The following is a 16,733-nucleotide window of genomic DNA, read 5'->3' on the forward strand; positions in this document are numbered from 1 at the left end:
ATGCTGCGCGGTCTGGGCGGAGGGATGCGACAGCGGGTCACGGAACCAATCAGGGGCGGGCGGGTTATCTCCGTAACACATGCAACATTCCATCGCGCGGCGCGGCCGCTGCGGCGGCCCATCCCGAAAGGAAATCCGATGATTGCCGGAGCCCTGATTCCGTTTCTGTCGCTGCTGACGATGCTGGCCGTGCTGGTCTTTGCTCTGGTCAGCAAGGCGCGTGTCGAAGAGCGCCGCCATGATCCGAACGCGCCAAAATCGACCCTGGCCAAGGATGGCAAATATGGCGGCGTGGGATTTCTGATTCCGGCGCATGAGCGCCCGCAGCTCAAGCTGCTGCGCGCCCGGCAAACCGGGTCGGTTCACCCCGACCGCATGATCCCCTGACCGCTGCGGCACAGCAGGGGCGGTTGTGCTGCCTGTGACCTTTTCAGATGAAAAAGCCGGGGATGTCCCCGGCTTTTTGCTGTTCGCTTGGCTGGAACCAGCTTAGTTGCGGGCCTTGTCGACCATCTTGCCCTTGGAGATCCAGGGCATCATCGCGCGCAGCTTTTCACCGACCTTTTCGATCTGGTGTTCGTCATTGATGCGGCGGGTGGCCTTGAACGACGGCTGGCCGACAGCGTTTTCCTGCATGAAGTCGCGCACGAATTTGCCGGTCTGGATGTCGGTCAGAACTTCTTTCATGCGCTTCTTGGTCTCGTCATAAGGCAGGATGCGCGGGCCCGAGACATATTCGCCATACTCGGCGGTGTTCGAGATCGAGTAGTTCATGTTGGCGATACCGCCTTCATAGATCAGATCCACGATCAGCTTCACTTCGTGCAGGCACTCGAAATAGGCCATTTCCGGCTCGTATCCGGCTTCGACCAGCGTCTCGAAGCCCATGCGGATCAGCTCGACCAGACCACCGCAGAGCACGGCCTGTTCGCCGAACAGGTCGGTTTCGCATTCCTGACGGAAGTTGGTCTCGATGATTCCCGACCGGCCGCCGCCGATGCCCGAGCAATAGGACAGGCCGATTTCCATCGCCTTGCCGGTGGCATCGTTGTGAACTGCCACAAGGCAAGGCACGCCGCCGCCCTTGGTGTATTCGCCGCGCACGGTGTGGCCGGGGCCCTTGGGGGCCATCATGATGATGTCGACGCCGGGCTTTGGCTCGATCAGGCCGAAGTGGATGTTCAACCCATGGGCAAAGGCAATGGCGGCGCCTTCGCGGATATTGTCATGCACGTATTTCTTGTAGGTTTCGGCCTGCAACTCGTCGGGCATGGTGAACATGATCAGATCGGCCCAGGCGGCGGCTTCGGCAATGCCCATGACCTTGAGGCCTTCGCCTTCGGCCTTCTTGGCGGAAGGGGAGCCTTCGCGGAGGGCGACGACGAGGTTTTTCGCACCCGAATCGCGCAGGTTCAGCGCATGGGCATGGCCCTGGCTGCCATAGCCGAGGATGGCGACCTTCTTGTCCTTGATCAGGTTGATGTCGCAGTCACGGTCATAATACACGCGCATGGCGGTCTCCTTTTGATGATGGTCGGACAATAGGGGATTTTGACTGAGATCGCGTGCAATGTTTGACCAATTCCAGAATATCTGCAAATAGTCATGCTTGGAAACCCTGTTTGGCGAATTTATCATGCAACTGGATGAGGCGGACCGGCGGATCTTGCGCCATTACCTGGCCGAGCCGGCGCTGGAGCGCGCGGCACTGGCAGAGCGTGCGGGGGTAACGCCCGCCACCTTGTGGCGGCGGCTGGAGCGGTTGCGGGCGGGCGGCGTGATCCGCACCGAGGCCGCGGTGATCGACTGGCGGGCGCTGGGGTATGGGGTGGAGGTCAGCTTGCGCTTTACGCTCGACAAGACCAACCCCCGCGCCTTTGACGAGTTCATCGCCGCCGCGCGCGAAGTGCCCGAGGTGGTGACGATCGAAACCTTTCTGGGCCGGGTTGATGTGCGGCTGACGGTGATCGCGCGTGACATGGCGCAATATCAGGAAATCTACCGCCGCCGCATCCTGACCCTGCCGCATATTGCCGAGCTGGACGCCTTGATGCTGATCGCCACGATCAAGGATCAGGACGGGATGCCGATATGATGGATCTGGATGATCTGGACCGGGGCCTGCTGCGGATCTTGTCCCGCGATGGCACGCTGGGGGCGGGGGAGCTGGGGCGGATGCTGGGCTTGAGCCAGCCCGCCGCCTGGCGCCGGGTAAAGCGGCTGGAAGAGGCGGGCGTCTTGGCAGGAAAGCGGGTGGAGGTGGACCGCGCGGCCCTGGGCTTTGGCGTCACGGTGTTTCTGGGCGTGAAGCTGGCCACGCGCGGCAGGGTGCCGCTGGAGGATTTCGAGCGCGCGGTGACGGCGATTCCCGAGGTGCAGGTGGTGCAGCATGTGCTGGGGCTGTTCGACTACCGCTTGCGGGTGGTGGCACGCGATATTGCCGATTTCGAGCGCGTGCTGCGGCGGCGGATCATGACCCTGCCGGGCGTGGGCAATGTGGAGGCCAATGTGCTGTTGACCGAAGAGCGCAGGCCGGGGCCGCTGGGATAGAGGGATGGCCCCCGGGGATTTTCCACCCCCCAGCCAGTCGGTTTCTTGAACCGATGGCGAAACCGAATGGCTACCCCGGAGGATATTTGGGAACAGGTAGTGGGGAGAGGGTTTCTTTGGGGCGGGCTTGGGCTATGGTCTGGCAAAAGAGGAGAGAGATCATGGCTGGACTGCATGCGGACGTGGACCCGGATGGGTTGGAGGAGTTTTCGGTGGTGTTCACCGACCGCAGCCTGAACCACATGTCGGCGCGGTTTCAGGGCGTGATGCGCGATGTGTCGGGGATGCTGCGCGAGGTTTACAATGGCACTGCGGTGGCGCTGGTGCCCGGCGGCGGCACCTATGCGATGGAAGCGGTGGCGCGGCAGTTCGGGCAAGGCCGGGTGCTGGTGGTGCGCAACGGCTGGTTTTCCTATCGCTGGAGCCAGATCTTTGACGCGGGCGGTTTTGCCAAGGAGGTGACCGTGGTGATGGCGCGGCAGACCGGCAATGAGCCGCGCGCGCCCTATGCGCCGCCGCCGGTGGAAGAGGTTGTGGCCCGCATCCGCGAGACCCGGCCCGAGGCGGTGTTTGCGCCGCATGTGGAGACCAGCGCCGGGATCATCCTGCCCGATGCGTATATCCGCGCCGTGGCCGAGGCCGCGCATGAGGTGGGGGCGCTGATGGTGCTCGATTGCATCGCGTCAGGCTGCATCTGGGTGGATATGGCGGAGGTGGGGGTGGATGTGCTGATCTCGGCCCCGCAAAAAGGGTGGTCGGCGTCACCCTCGACAGGGGTGGTGGTGATGTCTCCCGCGGCGGAGGCGCGTCTGGCCGAGACCACATCGAACAGCTTTGCCATCGACCTGAAAAAATGGCGTGCGATGATGGCAGCCTACGAGGGTGGCGGCCATGCCTATCATGCCACCATGCCGACCGATGCCATTCAGGGCTTCCGGGATGCGATGATCGAGACCCGCGAGATGGGCTTTGATGCCGCCAAGTCGGCGCAATGGGAGCTGGGCGGCGCGGTGCGGGCGCTGCTGGCGGGCAAGGGCGTGCGGTCGGTCGCGGCCGAAGGGTTTCAAGCCCCGGGCGTGGTGGTGAGCTATACCGACGACTCCGCCGTTCAGAACGGCGCGAAGTTCCGAGAGCAGGGCCTGCAGATTGCCGCCGGGGTGCCCTTGCAGGTGGGCGAGGGCGAGGCGTTCAAGACCTTCCGCATCGGCTTGTTCGGCTTGGACAAGCTGAAGGATGTGCCGGGCACGGTGGCGCGGCTGGAGCGGGCGGTGGAGGCGGTGCTTTAGGGCACCCCCCACTGGCCCTAGCGCAGGCCAAGCCCGGCCTTCATCAGCGTGCGGCGCACCGGGGCGGCGGAATAGAGCGCGTTCAGCGCCGTCGCCCGCAGGTCGCGCAGCGGCTGTGCCCCCATCATCGAGGCGCGGTTGAGCGCGTCAATGCCGGTGATGCGGGCCTGCACGTCCCAGTGACGCTTGCGGTGATAGGCGTCGAGCATCTGCGCCGATCCGATCGCCTCCGGGTCGGCACGGGCCAGGTCGAGCAGCACGGTCAGATCGGCAAGGGACATGTTCAGCCCCTGCGCGCCGATGGGCGGCAGCACATGGGCGGCCTCTGCCATCAGCGCGCAGCGCTCGCCCGCCATGCGGCTGGCGATCTGGGTTATGATCGGCCAGACGGTCAAGCGGCTGTCCAGCGACAGCGGGCCAAGGATATGGCACGAGCGGGTGGACATTTCGGCCTCGAACGCCGCCACGGGCAGCGCCTGCAGCCGGCCAACCTCGGCCCCGGTTTCCATCCAGACCACTGCAGAGCGCGGCCTGCCATCCTTGTCGGGCAGCGGCACCAGCGTGAAGGGTCCGCCCGAGCGGTGAATTTCGGTCGAGACATTGTCATGCGGCACCGGATGCATCACTGCAAAGGCGAGCGCCTTTTGCCCGTAGCGCAGGGTTCTGACCGGGATGCCAAGCGCCTGCCGGACGGGCGAATGCCGGCCATCAGCGCCAATGACCATGCGGGCGCGGATCTGTGCGCCATCCGACAGGGTGACCAGTGCCTCGGTGGTGCGGGTCATCAGCCGTTGCGTGGCGACGCCGGGGCGGAAATCGACGCAGGGCAATTCGGCCAGACGCGCCACCATCTCGCGCCTGAGCAGCCAGTTCGGCAGGTTCCAGCCAAAGGGCAGGTCCGAGAGTTCGGCTGCGTTGAAATCCTTGGTGAGCCGGGGTTCGGCCACCGCGCCGCCCGCGTCGATGATGCGCATCACCTGCAGGGCGGCGGCATGCGGCTCCAGCCGTGCCCAGAGGCCTGCGGCCTGCAACACCGGAATCGACGGGTGCAGAAAGGCGGTGCTGCGCAGATCGGCGCCGTCCTCGGCATCGGAAGTGACCGGGGGGCTGGGGTCGACGCAGATCACGCTGAAGCCGGCAGAGCCAAAGGCGGCGGCGGCGGTCAGCCCGGCGACACCGCCGCCGGAGATCAGAATATCGGTGGATGTGCGGGTCATGGGACTCTCCTGTCCTGCGCAAGATAGACCCAGCAACGCGGAAGTCGAAGCGGCAAAGTGCCCCGTGTCAGGATTTCGGACCTGATCTGCCGGGCCAGCTGATGGCGACGAAGAACAGGAACATCAGCGGCACCAGCACCAGTGCGGTCAGGGTAAAGACCACCGGACCCCAGAGCAGAAAGCCAAGGATTTCGAGGGTAATCACCACGACCAGCAGGTAGAACACATTGTTCACATCCTGCGAAACCTCGCGCGCGATGCGGCCAATGACGGGGGTGCCATAAACAATGCGCAAGCCAAGGGGCAGGCGGGTGGCGGTGGGTGTGGTCTGGGTCATCGGTGAAACCTTTGCTGCCATCGGGACAAGATAGCCGGGGAGGCACCTTTGGACCACGCGCGAAATGACGCATCCAGGATGCAGCATTGGTGTTGCATCAGGATGCCGCATTGGGCTGCATCGCGCAAAATAACCTGCGGGTCGCCGCTCCAGTCAGGTCTGTGTCAGCAGGCCCAGAAATGCCGAAAGATCATCTGCATGGTGGTGGATGTGCGGCGCGGGTTCGGCTGTGGGGGCGATATGGACCGTGCGCAGGCCCATGTCATGGGGCACGGCCAGATTGCGCGGGTCATCCTCGAACATCGCGGCGGTTTTCGGGTTCAACCCGTCCAGCGCGAACACCGTCTGAAACGCCGCCGCCTCGGGTTTCGGCAGATAGCCCGCGTGTTCCACGCCGTAGACCGCGTCAAACAGGCCCGACAGACCGCGGGCGGCCAGGACCTTTGTGGCATAGGGCGCATCGCCATTGGTATAAACGATGCGGCGGCCGGGCAGGGCCCTGATCCGGTACGCCAGCTGCGGATCGGGTTGCAGCACCGAAAAGTCGATGTCATGCACATCGGCCAGATAGCCCGCCGGGTCCACCCCATGTTCGCGCATCAGCCCGGCCAATGTGGTGCCGTAAAGCTGCCAGTAATGCCCGCGCAAATGGTTGGCGCGGCTGTGATCCACCCCCAGTTCACGCATCACCCAGGCGGTCATCCGCACCTCGATCTGATCAAAGAGGCGCATCTGCGGCGGGTAAAGCGTGTTGTCGAGGTCAAAGACCCAAGTGTCGACATGGGAAAAGCTGTTGCGAACCATGGGGGGGATGTAGCCCGCCGCCGCCGGGCGGGCAAGGCTCGTCCTGCCCTGCGCGTGGCACCTGCCCGCAATACTCCGGCGCGGGGGCGGTGCCATGCTTGCTTGCCAAAGGCCGGGGCGGGGCTGTAGCGTAACCCTCTGGGGATGGGGAGAAAAGGGACGTGGCGGTGCAGAAGGATGCCTATACGCTGATTTTGGAGGCGATCGAGGCCGGGCTCTACAAACCCGGCGACCGTCTGGTGGAATCAGAGCTGGCTGAGCGGCTGGGGGTCAGCCGGACCCCGGTGCGCGAGGCGCTGCAGCGCCTTGAAACGCAGGCGATGCTGACGCGTGACGGGCGCAGCCTGATTGTGGCCAGTCTGGACCACAACCAGCTGGCCGAGCTGTATGCCGTGCGCAGCGAGCTGGAGGGGTTGGCGGCCCGGCTGGCGGCGCGCCATGCCACGGATGAGGAGATCCGGGTGCTGCGCGGCATGGTCGAGGATGACAGCCGCTTGCTGAGCGGTGATCCGCGCGCGCTCAGCCGGGCCAACAAGCGGTTTCACCGGCAGATCCATCTGGCCAGCCACAACCGCTTTCTGGTGCAGCAACTGGATCTGGTGCACCGCTCGATGGCGCTGATGGCCAATACCTCGCTGGCGGCCGAAGGGCGCAGCGAGGTGGCTTTGGCCGAACATGACCGGATCGTGGCCGCGATCGAAGCCCGCGACGGCGCTGCCGCCTATGAGGCCTTGCGCGTGCACATCAGCCGGGCCTTCGAGACGCGGCTGCGGGTGGATGCCGGAGAGTTGCGGCTCAAGGACTAGGCCAGGCGCAGCCTGCAAGGCGGCAAGCGACTGACGGCGGCCCTGCGCTACCCCTCGCGCGGGTCAAAATGGCCATGCGCGGTCTTGTCCCAGAAAAACGGTTTGCGCAGCAGTTCCCACGCGGCCTTGTAAGACGCGAGCGCCCCCAGCGGGAAATACAGATGCATCATCAGCACCCACCCGCGGCTGAACCGGTGCCCCGACAGGTGCAGCGCCCGCAGGTGCAGCGTCAGGTTGACCGCTTCGGTCAGAGCCAAAACCCCGATCAGCGCCCAGGTCACCGCCATGGGCAGCGCGTCGGCAATCGGGTGGGGCAGGCCAAGGAAGGGCAGCCAGAACGACCACAGCACCGGCAGCAGCACGAATTGCGACAGGGTGCACAGAAACAGCACCTGAAACCCGACAAATTTCCACGGCCCCAGCTGCTGCCACAGCAGGCGGGGCGCGCGCATATGGGTGGCCCAGGTCATCATATAGCCCTTGAGCCAGCGGGAGCGTTGCCGGACCCAGGGCAGGGCGCGGCAATTCGCCTCTTCCCCGGTGACGGTGCTGATCAGCTCGGTCCGGTAGCCGTGGCGGTACAGGCGCATGCCCAGATCGGCGTCTTCGGTCACGTTATGGGCGTCCCAGCCGCCCACCGCCTCCAATGCGGCACGGCGGAAGAACAAGGTGGTGCCGCCCAGCGGGACCGGCAGCCCTAACCGTTCCAGCCCGGGCAGAATGAGGCGGAACCATGTAGCATATTCGATGGTAAAGCAGCGAGACAGCCAGTTGGTGGTGGGATTGTAGAAATCGAGCACGCCCTGCAGGCAGGCGACATCTGGCCCGCGCCGATAGAATTGCTGCACGATGCGATGAATCTGGTCGGGCTCGGGGGCGTCTTCGGCATCATAGACCCCGATGATCGCGCCGCGGCAATGGTCCAGCGCAAAGTTCAGGGCGCGCGGCTTGGTCTTGATCTGCCCTTCGGGCACCACGACGATGCGCATCCAGGGCGGCAATTCGGCGCCGGCCAATGCGGCCTGGGTCTGGTGATCTTCGGCCTCGGTCACAAGGACCACGTCAAGCAATTCGCGCGGATAGTCCAGCTTGTCCAGACGGCGCACCAGGCGGGGGGCAATGTCGCTTTCACCAAACAGGGCGACGATCACCGATACGATGGGTTGGCGCGCGATCAGCGTTGCGGGCGGTTCAGGGGGGGGGCGCAGGCCCGCAGCCAGCCCGGCCCCCGCCTTGAGCAGGGTGAGCGCCAGCAGGGTGACAAAGGTCCAGCCGGTCACCAGCCAGAGCAGTGCCATCGGCCAGGCCAGCGACAGGGCCGCCACCAGCGCCACTGTCGCCAGCGTCGGCAGCAGCAGCGGCGCGCTGCCAAAGCTGCGGCAGCTTTCGCTGGCCGGCACCCGGCTTTCCGCGGCCCGCACCAGTTGCGGCCCGCGCAGCGCCAGAACCGCCTGTTGCAGTGCCGTGCGCGAGGTGATCGCCATGACGACCGGGCCGAACAGGGCGGTCAGGCGGGCGCGATGCATCGCAAAATCTTCTGGCTCCGCCGTCGCGATGACAGTGGCCCCGCCCACATTGCGCCAGGGCAGCATGGAGCTGCGCAGGCAATCCACCGCCCCCAGATGATCCACCAAGCGCGGGTCCGGCGGCAGCTGTGCCGGATCGACCACCGAGGTTTCCCAATGTGCGGCCATGGCGGCGTACAACTGATCGGGCGGCAGGGCGGCATGCGACAGCAGAACATCCGTAACCCGTCCGCGCCGCCGCCTTTGCTGCGCCAAGGCCGAGACCAGCGCATCACCCTGCACCAGCCCGTCGCGCAACAGAACCACGCCCAGCGTTTCGGCCTTGGGCGGTGCCGCAACTGCCGGAACAGGAAGGGTGGCGACAACGGCCTGCCCGGAAGATGGGGGCGGGTGATACATGACCATGGACCCTTGGATGCCAGAATCCGAGAGTCCTTGAACTTGGTTAATTGCCGGTTAAATGCGCCGCGGAAACTGTGGCTGCCGGATCCGTGAGCGCTGTGCCTCAGGTCGGGCGGCGCGCCTGCATTTCACGCGCAAAACGCTCGAACAGATAGTAGCTGTCCTGCGGGCCGGGGCTGGCCTCGGGATGGTATTGCACCGAAAACACCGGCTTGCCGGTCTGGGAAATTCCGCAATTTGACCCGTCGAACAGCGAAACATGGGTTTCTGCCACACCTGCGGGCAGGCTTTGGCTGTCCACGGTGAAACCGTGGTTCATCGAGGTGATCTCGACCTTGCCCGTGGTCAGATCCTTGACCGGATGGTTGGCCCCGTGATGGCCGTGGTTCATCTTGACGGTCTTGGCCCCAAGCGCCAATGCCAGCATCTGATGGCCAAGGCAGATGCCGAACACCGGAATCTCTTGCGCCAGCACACCCTGAATCATCGGCACCGCATAGGCTCCGGTGGCTGCAGGGTCGCCGGGGCCGTTGGACAGGAACACACCTTCGGGGTTGAGCGCCAGCACGTCTTCGGCGGTCGCCGTCGCGGGCAAGACGGTCACCTCACAGCCGGCACTGGCCAGACAGCGCAGGATATTGCGCTTGGCACCATAGTCGATGGCCACAACGCGCAGCCCTTCGCCGCTGCGCCGGGTATAGCCCTCGGGCCAGGCCCAGCGTTGCTCGTCCCAGCGATAGGATTGTGCGCAAGACACATCTTTCGCCAGATCGAGCCCGACAAGGCCCTTCCAGGCGCGGGCCTTTGCCACCAGCGCCTCAATGTCAAAATTACCCTCGGGGTCATGGGCAAGCGCCACATGCGGCGCGCCCTGCTGGCGGATGGCGCGGGTCAGGCGGCGGGTGTCGATGCCGCCGATGCCGATGCGGCCCTTTTTCAACAGCCACTCCGTCAGCTCTCCGGTGGCGCGCCAGTTCGAGGGTTCGGTCACATCCCATTTCACCACCATGCCGGCGGCGACAGGTTCGGCGGTTTCGTCATCCTCATCCGTCACCCCGGTATTGCCGATATGGGGGAAGGTGAAGGTCACGACCTGACCCGCATAGCTTGGGTCGGTCATGATTTCCTGATAGCCGGTCATCGCGGTGTTGAACACCAGTTCGGCCACCGTTTCGCCGACCGCGCCAAAGCCGTTGCCGTAGAACACCGTGCCATCGGCCAGAGCAAGGCAGGCGGTAGCTTTCTGCTGAGCAGGCATGGCGGCGACTCCTATCGGTAAATTGGGCGGAACCTACGGGGGAAGGCGGGCGGGGTCAAGGCTTTGTCCCAAAAGGAATATGACACGATTACAATAGCTTGGCAAAATCGCACCCGGTTGTCCTTGGCTGCGATCCCCTGTATTGTGCGCCCACCCGATCCCTGAAGGAAGGCAAACCTTATGTCCGTGTCGATGTCTTTGCGAGACCGTCTGCAGATTTCCCTGAAAGAAGCGATGAAGGCAAAAGAGGCAGACCGGCTGTCGACGCTGCGGTTGATCAATGCCGCCATCAAGGACCGTGAGATTGCCGTCCGCGGCGAGGGCGGCGAGGTCGAGGTGGGCGAAGGCGATATTCTGGCCATCCTTGGCAAGATGGTAAAGCAACGCCAGGAATCGGCCCGCGCCTATGAAGAGGGTGGCCGGTTGGAACTGGCGGAAAAGGAACTGGCCGAAGTCCGGGTGATCGAGGAATTCCTGCCGCGTCAGCTCTCTGCCGCCGAGGTCGAGGCCGCGATCGTCGCCGCGGTGGCCGAGGTGGGGGCAGACAGCATTCGTGACATGGGCAAGGTCATGGCGGTGCTCAAGGGTCAATACACCGGCCAGATGGATTTCGGCGCCGTGGGGCCGATGGTCAAGGCGCGTCTGTCCTGAGGGCGCTGTGCAGGACCGCGGCGCCATGAGCCGGTAAGAAGGCGCGCCCTGCGCCGTCAGCCCTTGTGTAGCGCAAAGGCCGCGCGCAGTTCCGCCGACAGGGCAACCCGCTCCTCTTCTGAAAGAAAAGCACCGATTTCCACCGGGCGCGGCCCGCCGTGCAGGGTCAGGTAGTGCGGCACCGGGCCGCCTGTGGCGTGCATCTCGACCCGCACCCAATGCGGATTGGCCTGCCACTGCGCATGGCGGTTGCGCGGGCCGTGCCGGGTCAGGGTCACAAGCGCCGGTGTCAGGGTCAGGTCTTCGACAATTTCGGCGTCACGATAGCTGCGTTGCAGCGCAAACCAGATGCCCGCCACCGCCAGCACCAGAAACGGCAACAGTCCCCAAAGCACCGGCGAGCCGAGCACGGCCACCAGTGGCAGGGCAATCAGCGCCGAAGTGCCGCCGATGAACCAGACAAACCCCCGGCGTGGCAAGGACCGGTAGGGCCAGAGCCGCAGGTGGCTGCTGTCGGGCTGCGACAAATCGGGTGAGGGTTCGGGGGAAAGCCATTGATAGGGCATGGCGCGGGACGGTCCTTATGCTCTGACCGGAGGTTAGGGCATGGCTGCGGCTTGTCCAGCCTCTGCCGCCTGTGCCGCGCCGTCGCAGGTGATCTGCACCTCATGCAGGCGATACAGGAAATCTTCTGCAACCACTTCGGTCCCGATCGGACGCACAGAATACAGGCCGTAATCGCCAAACCCGCAGCGCGTCCGCGCCTCTGCCGCGATCTGGTCGCGGAAGGCCAGTTCGCGCGGGTCGGTCAGCGTATAGGCGCGGTCGATGGTGAAGCTGTGCAGGGTTTGCGGCCCTGCGGGGGGTGCGGGACTGTCAGCCGGCGGCTGAACACAGGCACCGAGCATGAGCGCGAGCGGAAGGGCAAGGTGCAGCGGCTGTGGCGTGATCTTGGTCTGGAACATAACCGCGACTATGGCCACAATCCGGCGCAGGGTCAAAGGCTGCGGCGCTCAGTCTTGCGTGACCGGCGGGGGCTTGATCAGCACAAAGGCGCGCAGTGGCACGCGGAGCGGGACGGGCAGTTTCTGCCCGTCCCCTTGGTGACACGTCGGATCAGGCGCGGCGACGCCGCCGGGCGACCAGGCCCAGACCGCCAAGGGCTGCGAGCAACAGCGGGGCAGCGGCGGGCAGCGGCACGGCCGAGGGCGCTTCATAGGTGACCAAAACCCGGTCCAGATAGGGGCCGATGTTGTTGGCGGGTCCGGACAGGGACAGGAACAGGGGCGCGGTCAGAGCCGAGCCGACAACAGTGGTCGTAAACACGCTGGGGCCGTTTCCAGCCTGAACGCTGAAGCTGGACCCGATTGCGCCCAGCGTAACGGTTTCCTGCTGGGTGCCGCCGCTGAAGAACAGGCTGAACGTGTAGGTGATGCCGTCAAGAAAGCTGAAAGACTGTTTTGTTTCCAGCTTGGCGGGCACGCCGCCGGACGTGCCATCAAGGTCGATGCAGCCGGTGCATTTGAATCCTGCGCCAAGGATGTCGACATTGCCTTGGGTAACCTTCCAGTTGGCCAGTTCTTTGACCGTGATGAAATTCGAAACACCGGCAGAGTCGGCTTCGAATGTGTCATCAAACAGGGTGACGGTGGCGGCTTGTGCCGAAAGCGCGCCTGCAAGCAGTGCGGCGGCAGCAAGGGCGGTGAAACGGAACATTGTCAACCTCGATACTATGGGGGGCGGGGGATCGCCTCAATTGGCTAACACTTATCAAAAATTAGAAATAGTGAAGAAATGCAGATATTTATGCGCCTTTTGGAAACAAATCAGGCCCCGCGTTTCCCCGGGGCCTGACTATGGCAATTCTATGGTGGCGCTATGGCCGGACCCGGGTTTACTTCAGGCCATTCAGTGGGCGTGGCCCTTGTCCCAGTCTTCCCGCTTGGGCAGCTGCTCGAACGTGTGTTCTGGCGGCGGCGAGGTCAGCGTCCATTCCAGCGTGTCGGCATATTCGTTCCAGTAGTTGTTCTGGGTGATCCGCTTGCCGAATTTCATCGCCCAGAAGATCATGCCGATGAAGAACACGAAAGAGGCAAAGGACAGGAAAGCACCGATCGACGAGACATAGTTCCAGTAGGCAAAAGCCTCAGGATAGTCGATGTAGCGGCGTGGCATGCCCTGACGGCCCAGGAAGTGCTGGGGGAAGAAGGTCAGGTTGGCACCGATGAACATCGCCCAGAAGTGCAGCTTGCCAGCCCATTCCGGGTATTCCCGGCCCGACATCTTGCCGAACCAGTAATAGATGCCCGCAAAGATGCCGAACACGGCGCCCAGACTCATCACATAGTGGAAGTGTGCCACAACGTAATAGGTGTCGTGATAGGCGCGGTCGACGGCGGCCTGTGACAGCACGATGCCGGTCACGCCGCCCACGGTGAACAGGAACAGGAAGCCGAAGGCCCAGAGCATCGGCGTCTTGAACTCGATCGAGCCGCCCCACATGGTGGCGATCCAGCTGAAGATCTTGATGCCGGTCGGCACCGCGATCACCATGGTGGCCAGCATAAAGTAGGACTGCTGGGTCAGCGACATGCCCACGGTGTACATGTGGTGCGCCCAGACGACAAAGCCCAGCACGCCGATGGCAACCATGGCATAGACCATCGGCAGATAACCGAAGATCGGCTTGCGCGAGAAGGTGGCGATGACCTGGCTGATGATGCCGAAGGCCGGCAGCACGATGATATACACCTCGGGGTGACCAAAGAACCACAGGATGTGCTGGTACAGGATCGGGTCGCCGCCGCCTTCGGGCTGGAAGAAGGTGGTGCCGAAGTTACGATCGGTCAGCAACATGGTGATGGCACCGGCCAGAACAGGCAGCGCCAGCAGGATCAGCCAGGCGGTCACAAAGATCGACCAGGCGAACAGCGGCACCTTGTGCATGGTCATGCCCGGCGCGCGCATGTTCAGGAAGGTGGTGATGATGTTGATCGCGCCCAGGATCGACGAGGCCCCAGACAGGTGGACCGCGAATATCGCAAGGTCCATCGAATAGCCGCCCTCATTGGTGGACAGCGGTGGATACAGAACCCAGCCGACGCCCGAACCCATCTGCCCGTTGCCCCCCGGCGAGAACACCGAGGCCACGGCAAGCGCCGTACCGGCCACGAAGAGCCAGTAGCTGAGGTTGTTCAGACGCGGAAAGGCCATATCCGGCGCGCCGATCTGCAACGGCATGAAATAGTTGCCAAACCCGCCGAACAGGGCCGGGATCACGACAAAGAACATCATCAGGATGCCATGCGCCGTGATCAGCACGTTCCACAAATGCCCGTTGGGCGAACATTGGTCTGTGGTCGTGGCAATCAGCCGCGCGCCTTCGGCGCACATATATTGCACGCCGGGATTCATCAGCTCCATCCGCATGTAGACGGTGAAGATGACCGAGATCAGACCGACGATGCCGCCGGTGAACAGATAAAGAATCCCGATGTCTTTGTGGTTGGTCGACATGAACCAGCGGGTGAAGAACCCGCGCTGATCATGGTCGTTGCCATGGATGGCTGCGTCCGCCATTGGCGTCTCCCGTATTTGTTAAGTGCGTTTGACCGGCTGCGGAGTCGGACATTCAACCTTGGTAATAGCTTTCCGTGCCGGTCGCGGCAACGGGGGAAATTGATTTGGATCAAGTTGTAGTGTCGCAGGCAGGCAGGGCTTACTCGCCGCCGGATCGGGCATTGGTCAGCATTATTGACTTGCCTCCGGCAGCGCGGCAGGGTGCGCCCAAGGATGGCGGCGTTTGGCCTGCTTTGGGCCGGGGGGAAGTGCAATGCAATGGGAACAGGTTCTGGCACCGCGCATGGGGCGGATGAAGGCTTCGGAAATCCGCGAACTGCTCAAGCTGCTGGATCAGCCGGACATCATCTCTTTTGCCGGCGGCATCCCTGACCCTGCGCTGTTTCCGGTTGCGGCGTTTCAGGCGGCGCTGACCGAAGCGCTGGCCCCGGGCCGGGCCGATACCGCGCTGCAATATTCGGTCAGCGAGGGCTATCTGCCGCTGCGCGACTGGCTGGCGGCACATATGACGGGTTTGGGCATTCCCTGCGGGCCCGAGAATATTCTGATCACCTCCGGCTCGCAGCAGGCGCTGGATTATCTGGGCAAGCTGATGATCGGGCCAGCCGATACCGTGCTGGTGAACTGGCCCACCTATATGGGCGCGCTTGGGGCCTTCAATGCCTATGAGCCGGTCTATGACCGGCTGGACCCGCGTGACAACCGGGGGGCCGAAGCCTTTGCCGCCAAGGCCGCCGAGTCCGGCGGGCGGGTGAAGTTTGCCTATCTGTCGGTCGATTTCGCCAATCCGACCGGCGAGACAATTGCGCGCGCCGATCGCGAACGCGTGCTGGATCTGGCCGATGATCTGGGCTGCGCCATTGTCGAGGATGCGGCCTATCAGGCGCTGCGTTTTGACGGTGATCCGGTGCCGCCGATCCTTGCGCTGGAAATCGCCCGCAAGGGGACGATCGAGGACTGCCGGACGATCTATTGCGGCTCGTTCTCCAAGACACTTGCGCCGGGGCTGCGCGTCGGCTGGGTCTGTGCGGCCAGCCCGGTGATCGGGCGGCTGGTGCTGATGAAACAGGCGGCGGATCTGCATTCCAGCACGCTGAACCAGATGGCGATTGCCGAAGTTGCGGCGCGGTCGTTCGACAGCCATGTGGCGGGGCTGCGTGATGTGTACCGCGCAAGGCGCGACCACATGCTGGCGGCACTTGCGCGCGAAATGCCTGCGGGGGTGGAGTGGACCCGGCCCGAAGGGGGCATGTTCGTCTGGATTACGCTGCCGCCGGGCATGGATGGAGCCGAATTGCTGGCCCGCTCGCTGGAAACCGAGCGTGTGGCCTTCGTGCCGGGGCGGGCTTTCTTTGCCGACGGGTCTGGCGGCAACACCATCCGCCTGAGCTTTTCGCGCGCGGATGAGGTGGCGATTGACGAAGGCATCCGTCGGCTTGGCGCGCTGATCAGCCGTCAGATGGGCTGACCCTGGCCATATCGGGTGATGCGGCGGGGGGTCGGGAGGCGCCAAGATGACCGAGGTTTTGCAACCCTCCTTGCCCTTCGCGCCCTGGGCTGATGCGCGGACGCGGCGGCTGCCCGGTATCCTGCCGCTGGATATGGCAGATTGGCTGCGGGTGGATGCGGCTTATGCCGGACAGATGCCGTTGCGCGACCAGCTGATCGCCACGCGCCCGGCAGAGGTGATCGCGCAGCTGAGCAGTGCCGCGCAGGCCGTTGAAGAGATGTATGAATTCACGCTTGATCGGTTGCCCGAAGGCTTTGTGCGCGACAGCCGGTCGGTAACGCGGCCCGATGGCGTGCGGGTGCCGCTGGACCCGGCACGCCCGTTGCAGACGCTGGGGTGCCTGCTGCAGGAGGACCTGTGCCTGATGCAGGAGCACGGCGACGGTGAGCACATGCTGTCGGCGGCGGTGTTGTGCTTTCCGGCCGGGTGGGCGCTGGCCGAAAAGCTGGGGCGGCCCTTGTTGCGGATGCACAGGCCGGTGGCCAGCTATACCGAGGATATGGCAAAACGGGTGCAGCGCCTGATGGATGCGGTGCGGGTGGAAACACCGCTGTGGCGGGCCAATGCGCATCATTCCCGCGCGCCACTCTTCAACCCGCTGCGCGAGGATGCGCCCAAGGACACGGTCGCGCAGGGCGACATGCCTTATATCCGGTCGGAACGGCAATGCCTGATCCGCCTGCCGGTCAGCCGGGCGGTGCTGTTTTCTATCCATACCTATCTGGTGCGGCGGGAGGATCTGACGCCGGACCAGACGGCGGCACTGGCGGAGCATCCCATTCACAGGGCGCTTTAGGATTGCGCCTC

The 16,733-nt window shown here is 64.1% G+C and carries 18 protein-coding genes; 8 read left to right on the forward strand and 10 right to left on the reverse strand.

What is annotated here, in order from left to right; genetic code table 11:
- The first annotated feature begins 138 nt into the window (after positions 1–138).
- Positions 139–387 (forward strand): hypothetical protein, encoded by a 249-nt coding sequence (locus CXR43_RS07045; RefSeq protein ID WP_103333327.1) that lies wholly within the window; start codon positions 139–141, stop codon positions 385–387.
- Positions 388–489: 102 nt separating this feature from the next.
- On the opposite strand, the gene ilvC is transcribed toward CXR43_RS07045, so the two are convergent.
- Positions 490–1,512 (reverse strand): ketol-acid reductoisomerase, encoded by a 1,023-nt coding sequence (gene ilvC / locus CXR43_RS07050; protein WP_103334079.1) that lies wholly within the window; start codon positions 1,510–1,512, stop codon positions 490–492.
- A 124-nt stretch (positions 1,513–1,636) separates the two neighbouring features.
- On the opposite strand from ilvC, the gene CXR43_RS07055 reads away from it, so the two are divergent.
- The 3 genes from CXR43_RS07055 (at position 1,637) to CXR43_RS07065 (ending at position 3,836) form a co-directional block, all read left to right on the forward strand.
- The gene (locus tag CXR43_RS07055; protein ID WP_103334080.1) at positions 1,637–2,095 is read left to right on the forward strand and encodes an Lrp/AsnC family transcriptional regulator; all 459 of its coding nucleotides are present in this window, start codon (positions 1,637–1,639) and stop codon (positions 2,093–2,095) included.
- The gene (locus CXR43_RS07060; RefSeq protein WP_103333328.1) at positions 2,092–2,550 is read left to right on the forward strand and encodes an Lrp/AsnC family transcriptional regulator; all 459 of its coding nucleotides are present in this window, start codon (positions 2,092–2,094) and stop codon (positions 2,548–2,550) included. The genes CXR43_RS07055 and CXR43_RS07060 overlap by 4 nt, the downstream gene beginning before the upstream one ends.
- Positions 2,551–2,711: 161 nt before the next feature.
- A complete protein-coding gene (locus CXR43_RS07065; protein WP_103333329.1) occupies positions 2,712–3,836 on the forward strand; it encodes an aminotransferase class V-fold PLP-dependent enzyme in 1,125 nt (374 codons plus the stop codon).
- A 17-nt stretch (positions 3,837–3,853) separates the two neighbouring features.
- On the opposite strand, the gene CXR43_RS07070 is transcribed toward CXR43_RS07065, so the two are convergent.
- The 3 genes from CXR43_RS07070 to CXR43_RS07080 all read right to left on the reverse strand — a co-directional run bounded on the left by CXR43_RS07070 (position 3,854) and on the right by CXR43_RS07080 (position 6,194).
- Entirely contained in the window at positions 3,854–5,053 is a 1,200-nt protein-coding gene (locus CXR43_RS07070; protein WP_103333330.1) for a UbiH/UbiF family hydroxylase, read from the reverse strand.
- 67 nt (positions 5,054–5,120) lie between these two features.
- A complete protein-coding gene (locus tag CXR43_RS07075; protein WP_103333331.1) occupies positions 5,121–5,390 on the reverse strand; it encodes a hypothetical protein in 270 nt (89 codons plus the stop codon).
- A gap of 153 nt (positions 5,391–5,543) precedes the next feature.
- The gene (locus CXR43_RS07080) at positions 5,544–6,194 is read right to left on the reverse strand and encodes a pyrimidine 5'-nucleotidase (RefSeq protein WP_103333332.1); all 651 of its coding nucleotides are present in this window, start codon (positions 6,192–6,194) and stop codon (positions 5,544–5,546) included.
- Between the two features lie 167 nt (positions 6,195–6,361).
- Between CXR43_RS07080 and CXR43_RS07085 the strand changes: the two genes are divergently transcribed.
- Complete coding sequence (locus tag CXR43_RS07085) at positions 6,362–7,000, forward strand: GntR family transcriptional regulator (protein ID WP_103334081.1); 639 nt, start codon at positions 6,362–6,364, stop codon at positions 6,998–7,000.
- A 47-nt stretch (positions 7,001–7,047) separates the two neighbouring features.
- Here the strand turns inward: CXR43_RS07085 and CXR43_RS07090 are convergent, their stop codons facing one another.
- On the reverse strand, positions 7,048–8,925 hold the full coding sequence (locus tag CXR43_RS07090; RefSeq protein WP_246831301.1) for a glycosyltransferase family 2 protein: 1,878 nt from the start codon (positions 8,923–8,925) through the stop codon (positions 7,048–7,050).
- A 106-nt stretch (positions 8,926–9,031) separates the two neighbouring features.
- Positions 9,032–10,186 (reverse strand): glutamine-hydrolyzing carbamoyl-phosphate synthase small subunit, encoded by a 1,155-nt coding sequence (carA, locus tag CXR43_RS07095; RefSeq protein WP_103333334.1) that lies wholly within the window; start codon positions 10,184–10,186, stop codon positions 9,032–9,034.
- A gap of 192 nt (positions 10,187–10,378) precedes the next feature.
- Here carA and CXR43_RS07100 point away from each other — a divergent pair, with 192 nt between their 5' ends.
- On the forward strand, positions 10,379–10,837 hold the full coding sequence (locus CXR43_RS07100; RefSeq protein WP_103334082.1) for a GatB/YqeY domain-containing protein: 459 nt from the start codon (positions 10,379–10,381) through the stop codon (positions 10,835–10,837).
- Between the two features lie 56 nt (positions 10,838–10,893).
- On the opposite strand, the gene CXR43_RS07105 is transcribed toward CXR43_RS07100, so the two are convergent.
- The 4 genes from CXR43_RS07105 to ctaD form a co-directional block, all read right to left on the reverse strand.
- Positions 10,894–11,403, reverse strand: a complete 510-nt coding sequence (locus CXR43_RS07105; protein WP_103333335.1) for a DUF2244 domain-containing protein — start codon at positions 11,401–11,403, stop codon at positions 10,894–10,896.
- A gap of 33 nt (positions 11,404–11,436) precedes the next feature.
- Positions 11,437–11,802 carry a hypothetical protein gene (locus tag CXR43_RS07110; RefSeq protein ID WP_103333336.1) on the reverse strand — a complete coding sequence of 122 codons (366 nt, stop codon included), beginning with the start codon at positions 11,800–11,802 and terminating at the stop codon, positions 11,437–11,439.
- 151 nt (positions 11,803–11,953) lie between these two features.
- The gene (locus CXR43_RS07115; RefSeq protein WP_103333337.1) at positions 11,954–12,553 is read right to left on the reverse strand and encodes a VPLPA-CTERM sorting domain-containing protein; all 600 of its coding nucleotides are present in this window, start codon (positions 12,551–12,553) and stop codon (positions 11,954–11,956) included.
- Between the two features lie 192 nt (positions 12,554–12,745).
- Complete coding sequence (gene ctaD, locus CXR43_RS07120) at positions 12,746–14,416, reverse strand: cytochrome c oxidase subunit I (RefSeq protein ID WP_103333338.1); 1,671 nt, start codon at positions 14,414–14,416, stop codon at positions 12,746–12,748.
- Between the two features lie 253 nt (positions 14,417–14,669).
- On the opposite strand from ctaD, the gene CXR43_RS07125 reads away from it, so the two are divergent.
- Complete coding sequence (locus tag CXR43_RS07125; protein ID WP_103333339.1) at positions 14,670–15,884, forward strand: aminotransferase-like domain-containing protein; 1,215 nt, start codon at positions 14,670–14,672, stop codon at positions 15,882–15,884.
- Positions 15,885–15,930: 46 nt separating this feature from the next.
- Positions 15,931–16,722 carry a heme-dependent oxidative N-demethylase family protein gene (locus tag CXR43_RS07130; RefSeq protein ID WP_103333340.1) on the forward strand — a complete coding sequence of 264 codons (792 nt, stop codon included), beginning with the start codon at positions 15,931–15,933 and terminating at the stop codon, positions 16,720–16,722.
- Positions 16,723–16,733: the final 11 nt, after the last annotated feature.

The sequence above is a fragment of the Pseudotabrizicola formosa genome, assembly GCF_002900965.1.
Classification (GTDB): Bacteria; Pseudomonadota; Alphaproteobacteria; order Rhodobacterales; family Rhodobacteraceae; genus Pseudotabrizicola; species Pseudotabrizicola formosa.

Bases quoted from the DNA above. Each gene is read 5' to 3' on its own strand.
- CXR43_RS07045 (WP_103333327.1), top strand. From the start codon at position 139: ATGATTGCCGGAGCCCTGATTCCGTTTCTGTCGCTGCTGACGATGCTG.
- ilvC (WP_103334079.1), bottom strand. From the start codon at position 1,512: ATGCGCGTGTATTATGACCGTGACTGCGACATCAACCTGATCAAGGAC.
- CXR43_RS07055 (WP_103334080.1), top strand. From the start codon at position 1,637: ATGCAACTGGATGAGGCGGACCGGCGGATCTTGCGCCATTACCTGGCC.
- CXR43_RS07060 (WP_103333328.1), top strand. From the start codon at position 2,092: ATGATGGATCTGGATGATCTGGACCGGGGCCTGCTGCGGATCTTGTCC.
- CXR43_RS07065 (WP_103333329.1), top strand. From the start codon at position 2,712: ATGGCTGGACTGCATGCGGACGTGGACCCGGATGGGTTGGAGGAGTTT.
- CXR43_RS07070 (WP_103333330.1), bottom strand. From the start codon at position 5,053: ATGACCCGCACATCCACCGATATTCTGATCTCCGGCGGCGGTGTCGCC.
- CXR43_RS07075 (WP_103333331.1), bottom strand. From the start codon at position 5,390: ATGACCCAGACCACACCCACCGCCACCCGCCTGCCCCTTGGCTTGCGC.
- CXR43_RS07080 (WP_103333332.1), bottom strand. From the start codon at position 6,194: ATGGTTCGCAACAGCTTTTCCCATGTCGACACTTGGGTCTTTGACCTC.
- CXR43_RS07090 (WP_246831301.1), bottom strand. From the start codon at position 8,925: ATGTATCACCCGCCCCCATCTTCCGGGCAGGCCGTTGTCGCCACCCTT.
- carA (WP_103333334.1), bottom strand. From the start codon at position 10,186: ATGCCTGCTCAGCAGAAAGCTACCGCCTGCCTTGCTCTGGCCGATGGC.
- CXR43_RS07100 (WP_103334082.1), top strand. From the start codon at position 10,379: ATGTCTTTGCGAGACCGTCTGCAGATTTCCCTGAAAGAAGCGATGAAG.
- CXR43_RS07105 (WP_103333335.1), bottom strand. From the start codon at position 11,403: ATGCCCTATCAATGGCTTTCCCCCGAACCCTCACCCGATTTGTCGCAG.
- CXR43_RS07110 (WP_103333336.1), bottom strand. From the start codon at position 11,802: ATGTTCCAGACCAAGATCACGCCACAGCCGCTGCACCTTGCCCTTCCG.
- CXR43_RS07115 (WP_103333337.1), bottom strand. From the start codon at position 12,553: ATGTTCCGTTTCACCGCCCTTGCTGCCGCCGCACTGCTTGCAGGCGCG.
- ctaD (WP_103333338.1), bottom strand. From the start codon at position 14,416: ATGGCGGACGCAGCCATCCATGGCAACGACCATGATCAGCGCGGGTTC.
- CXR43_RS07125 (WP_103333339.1), top strand. From the start codon at position 14,670: ATGCAATGGGAACAGGTTCTGGCACCGCGCATGGGGCGGATGAAGGCT.
- CXR43_RS07130 (WP_103333340.1), top strand. From the start codon at position 15,931: ATGACCGAGGTTTTGCAACCCTCCTTGCCCTTCGCGCCCTGGGCTGAT.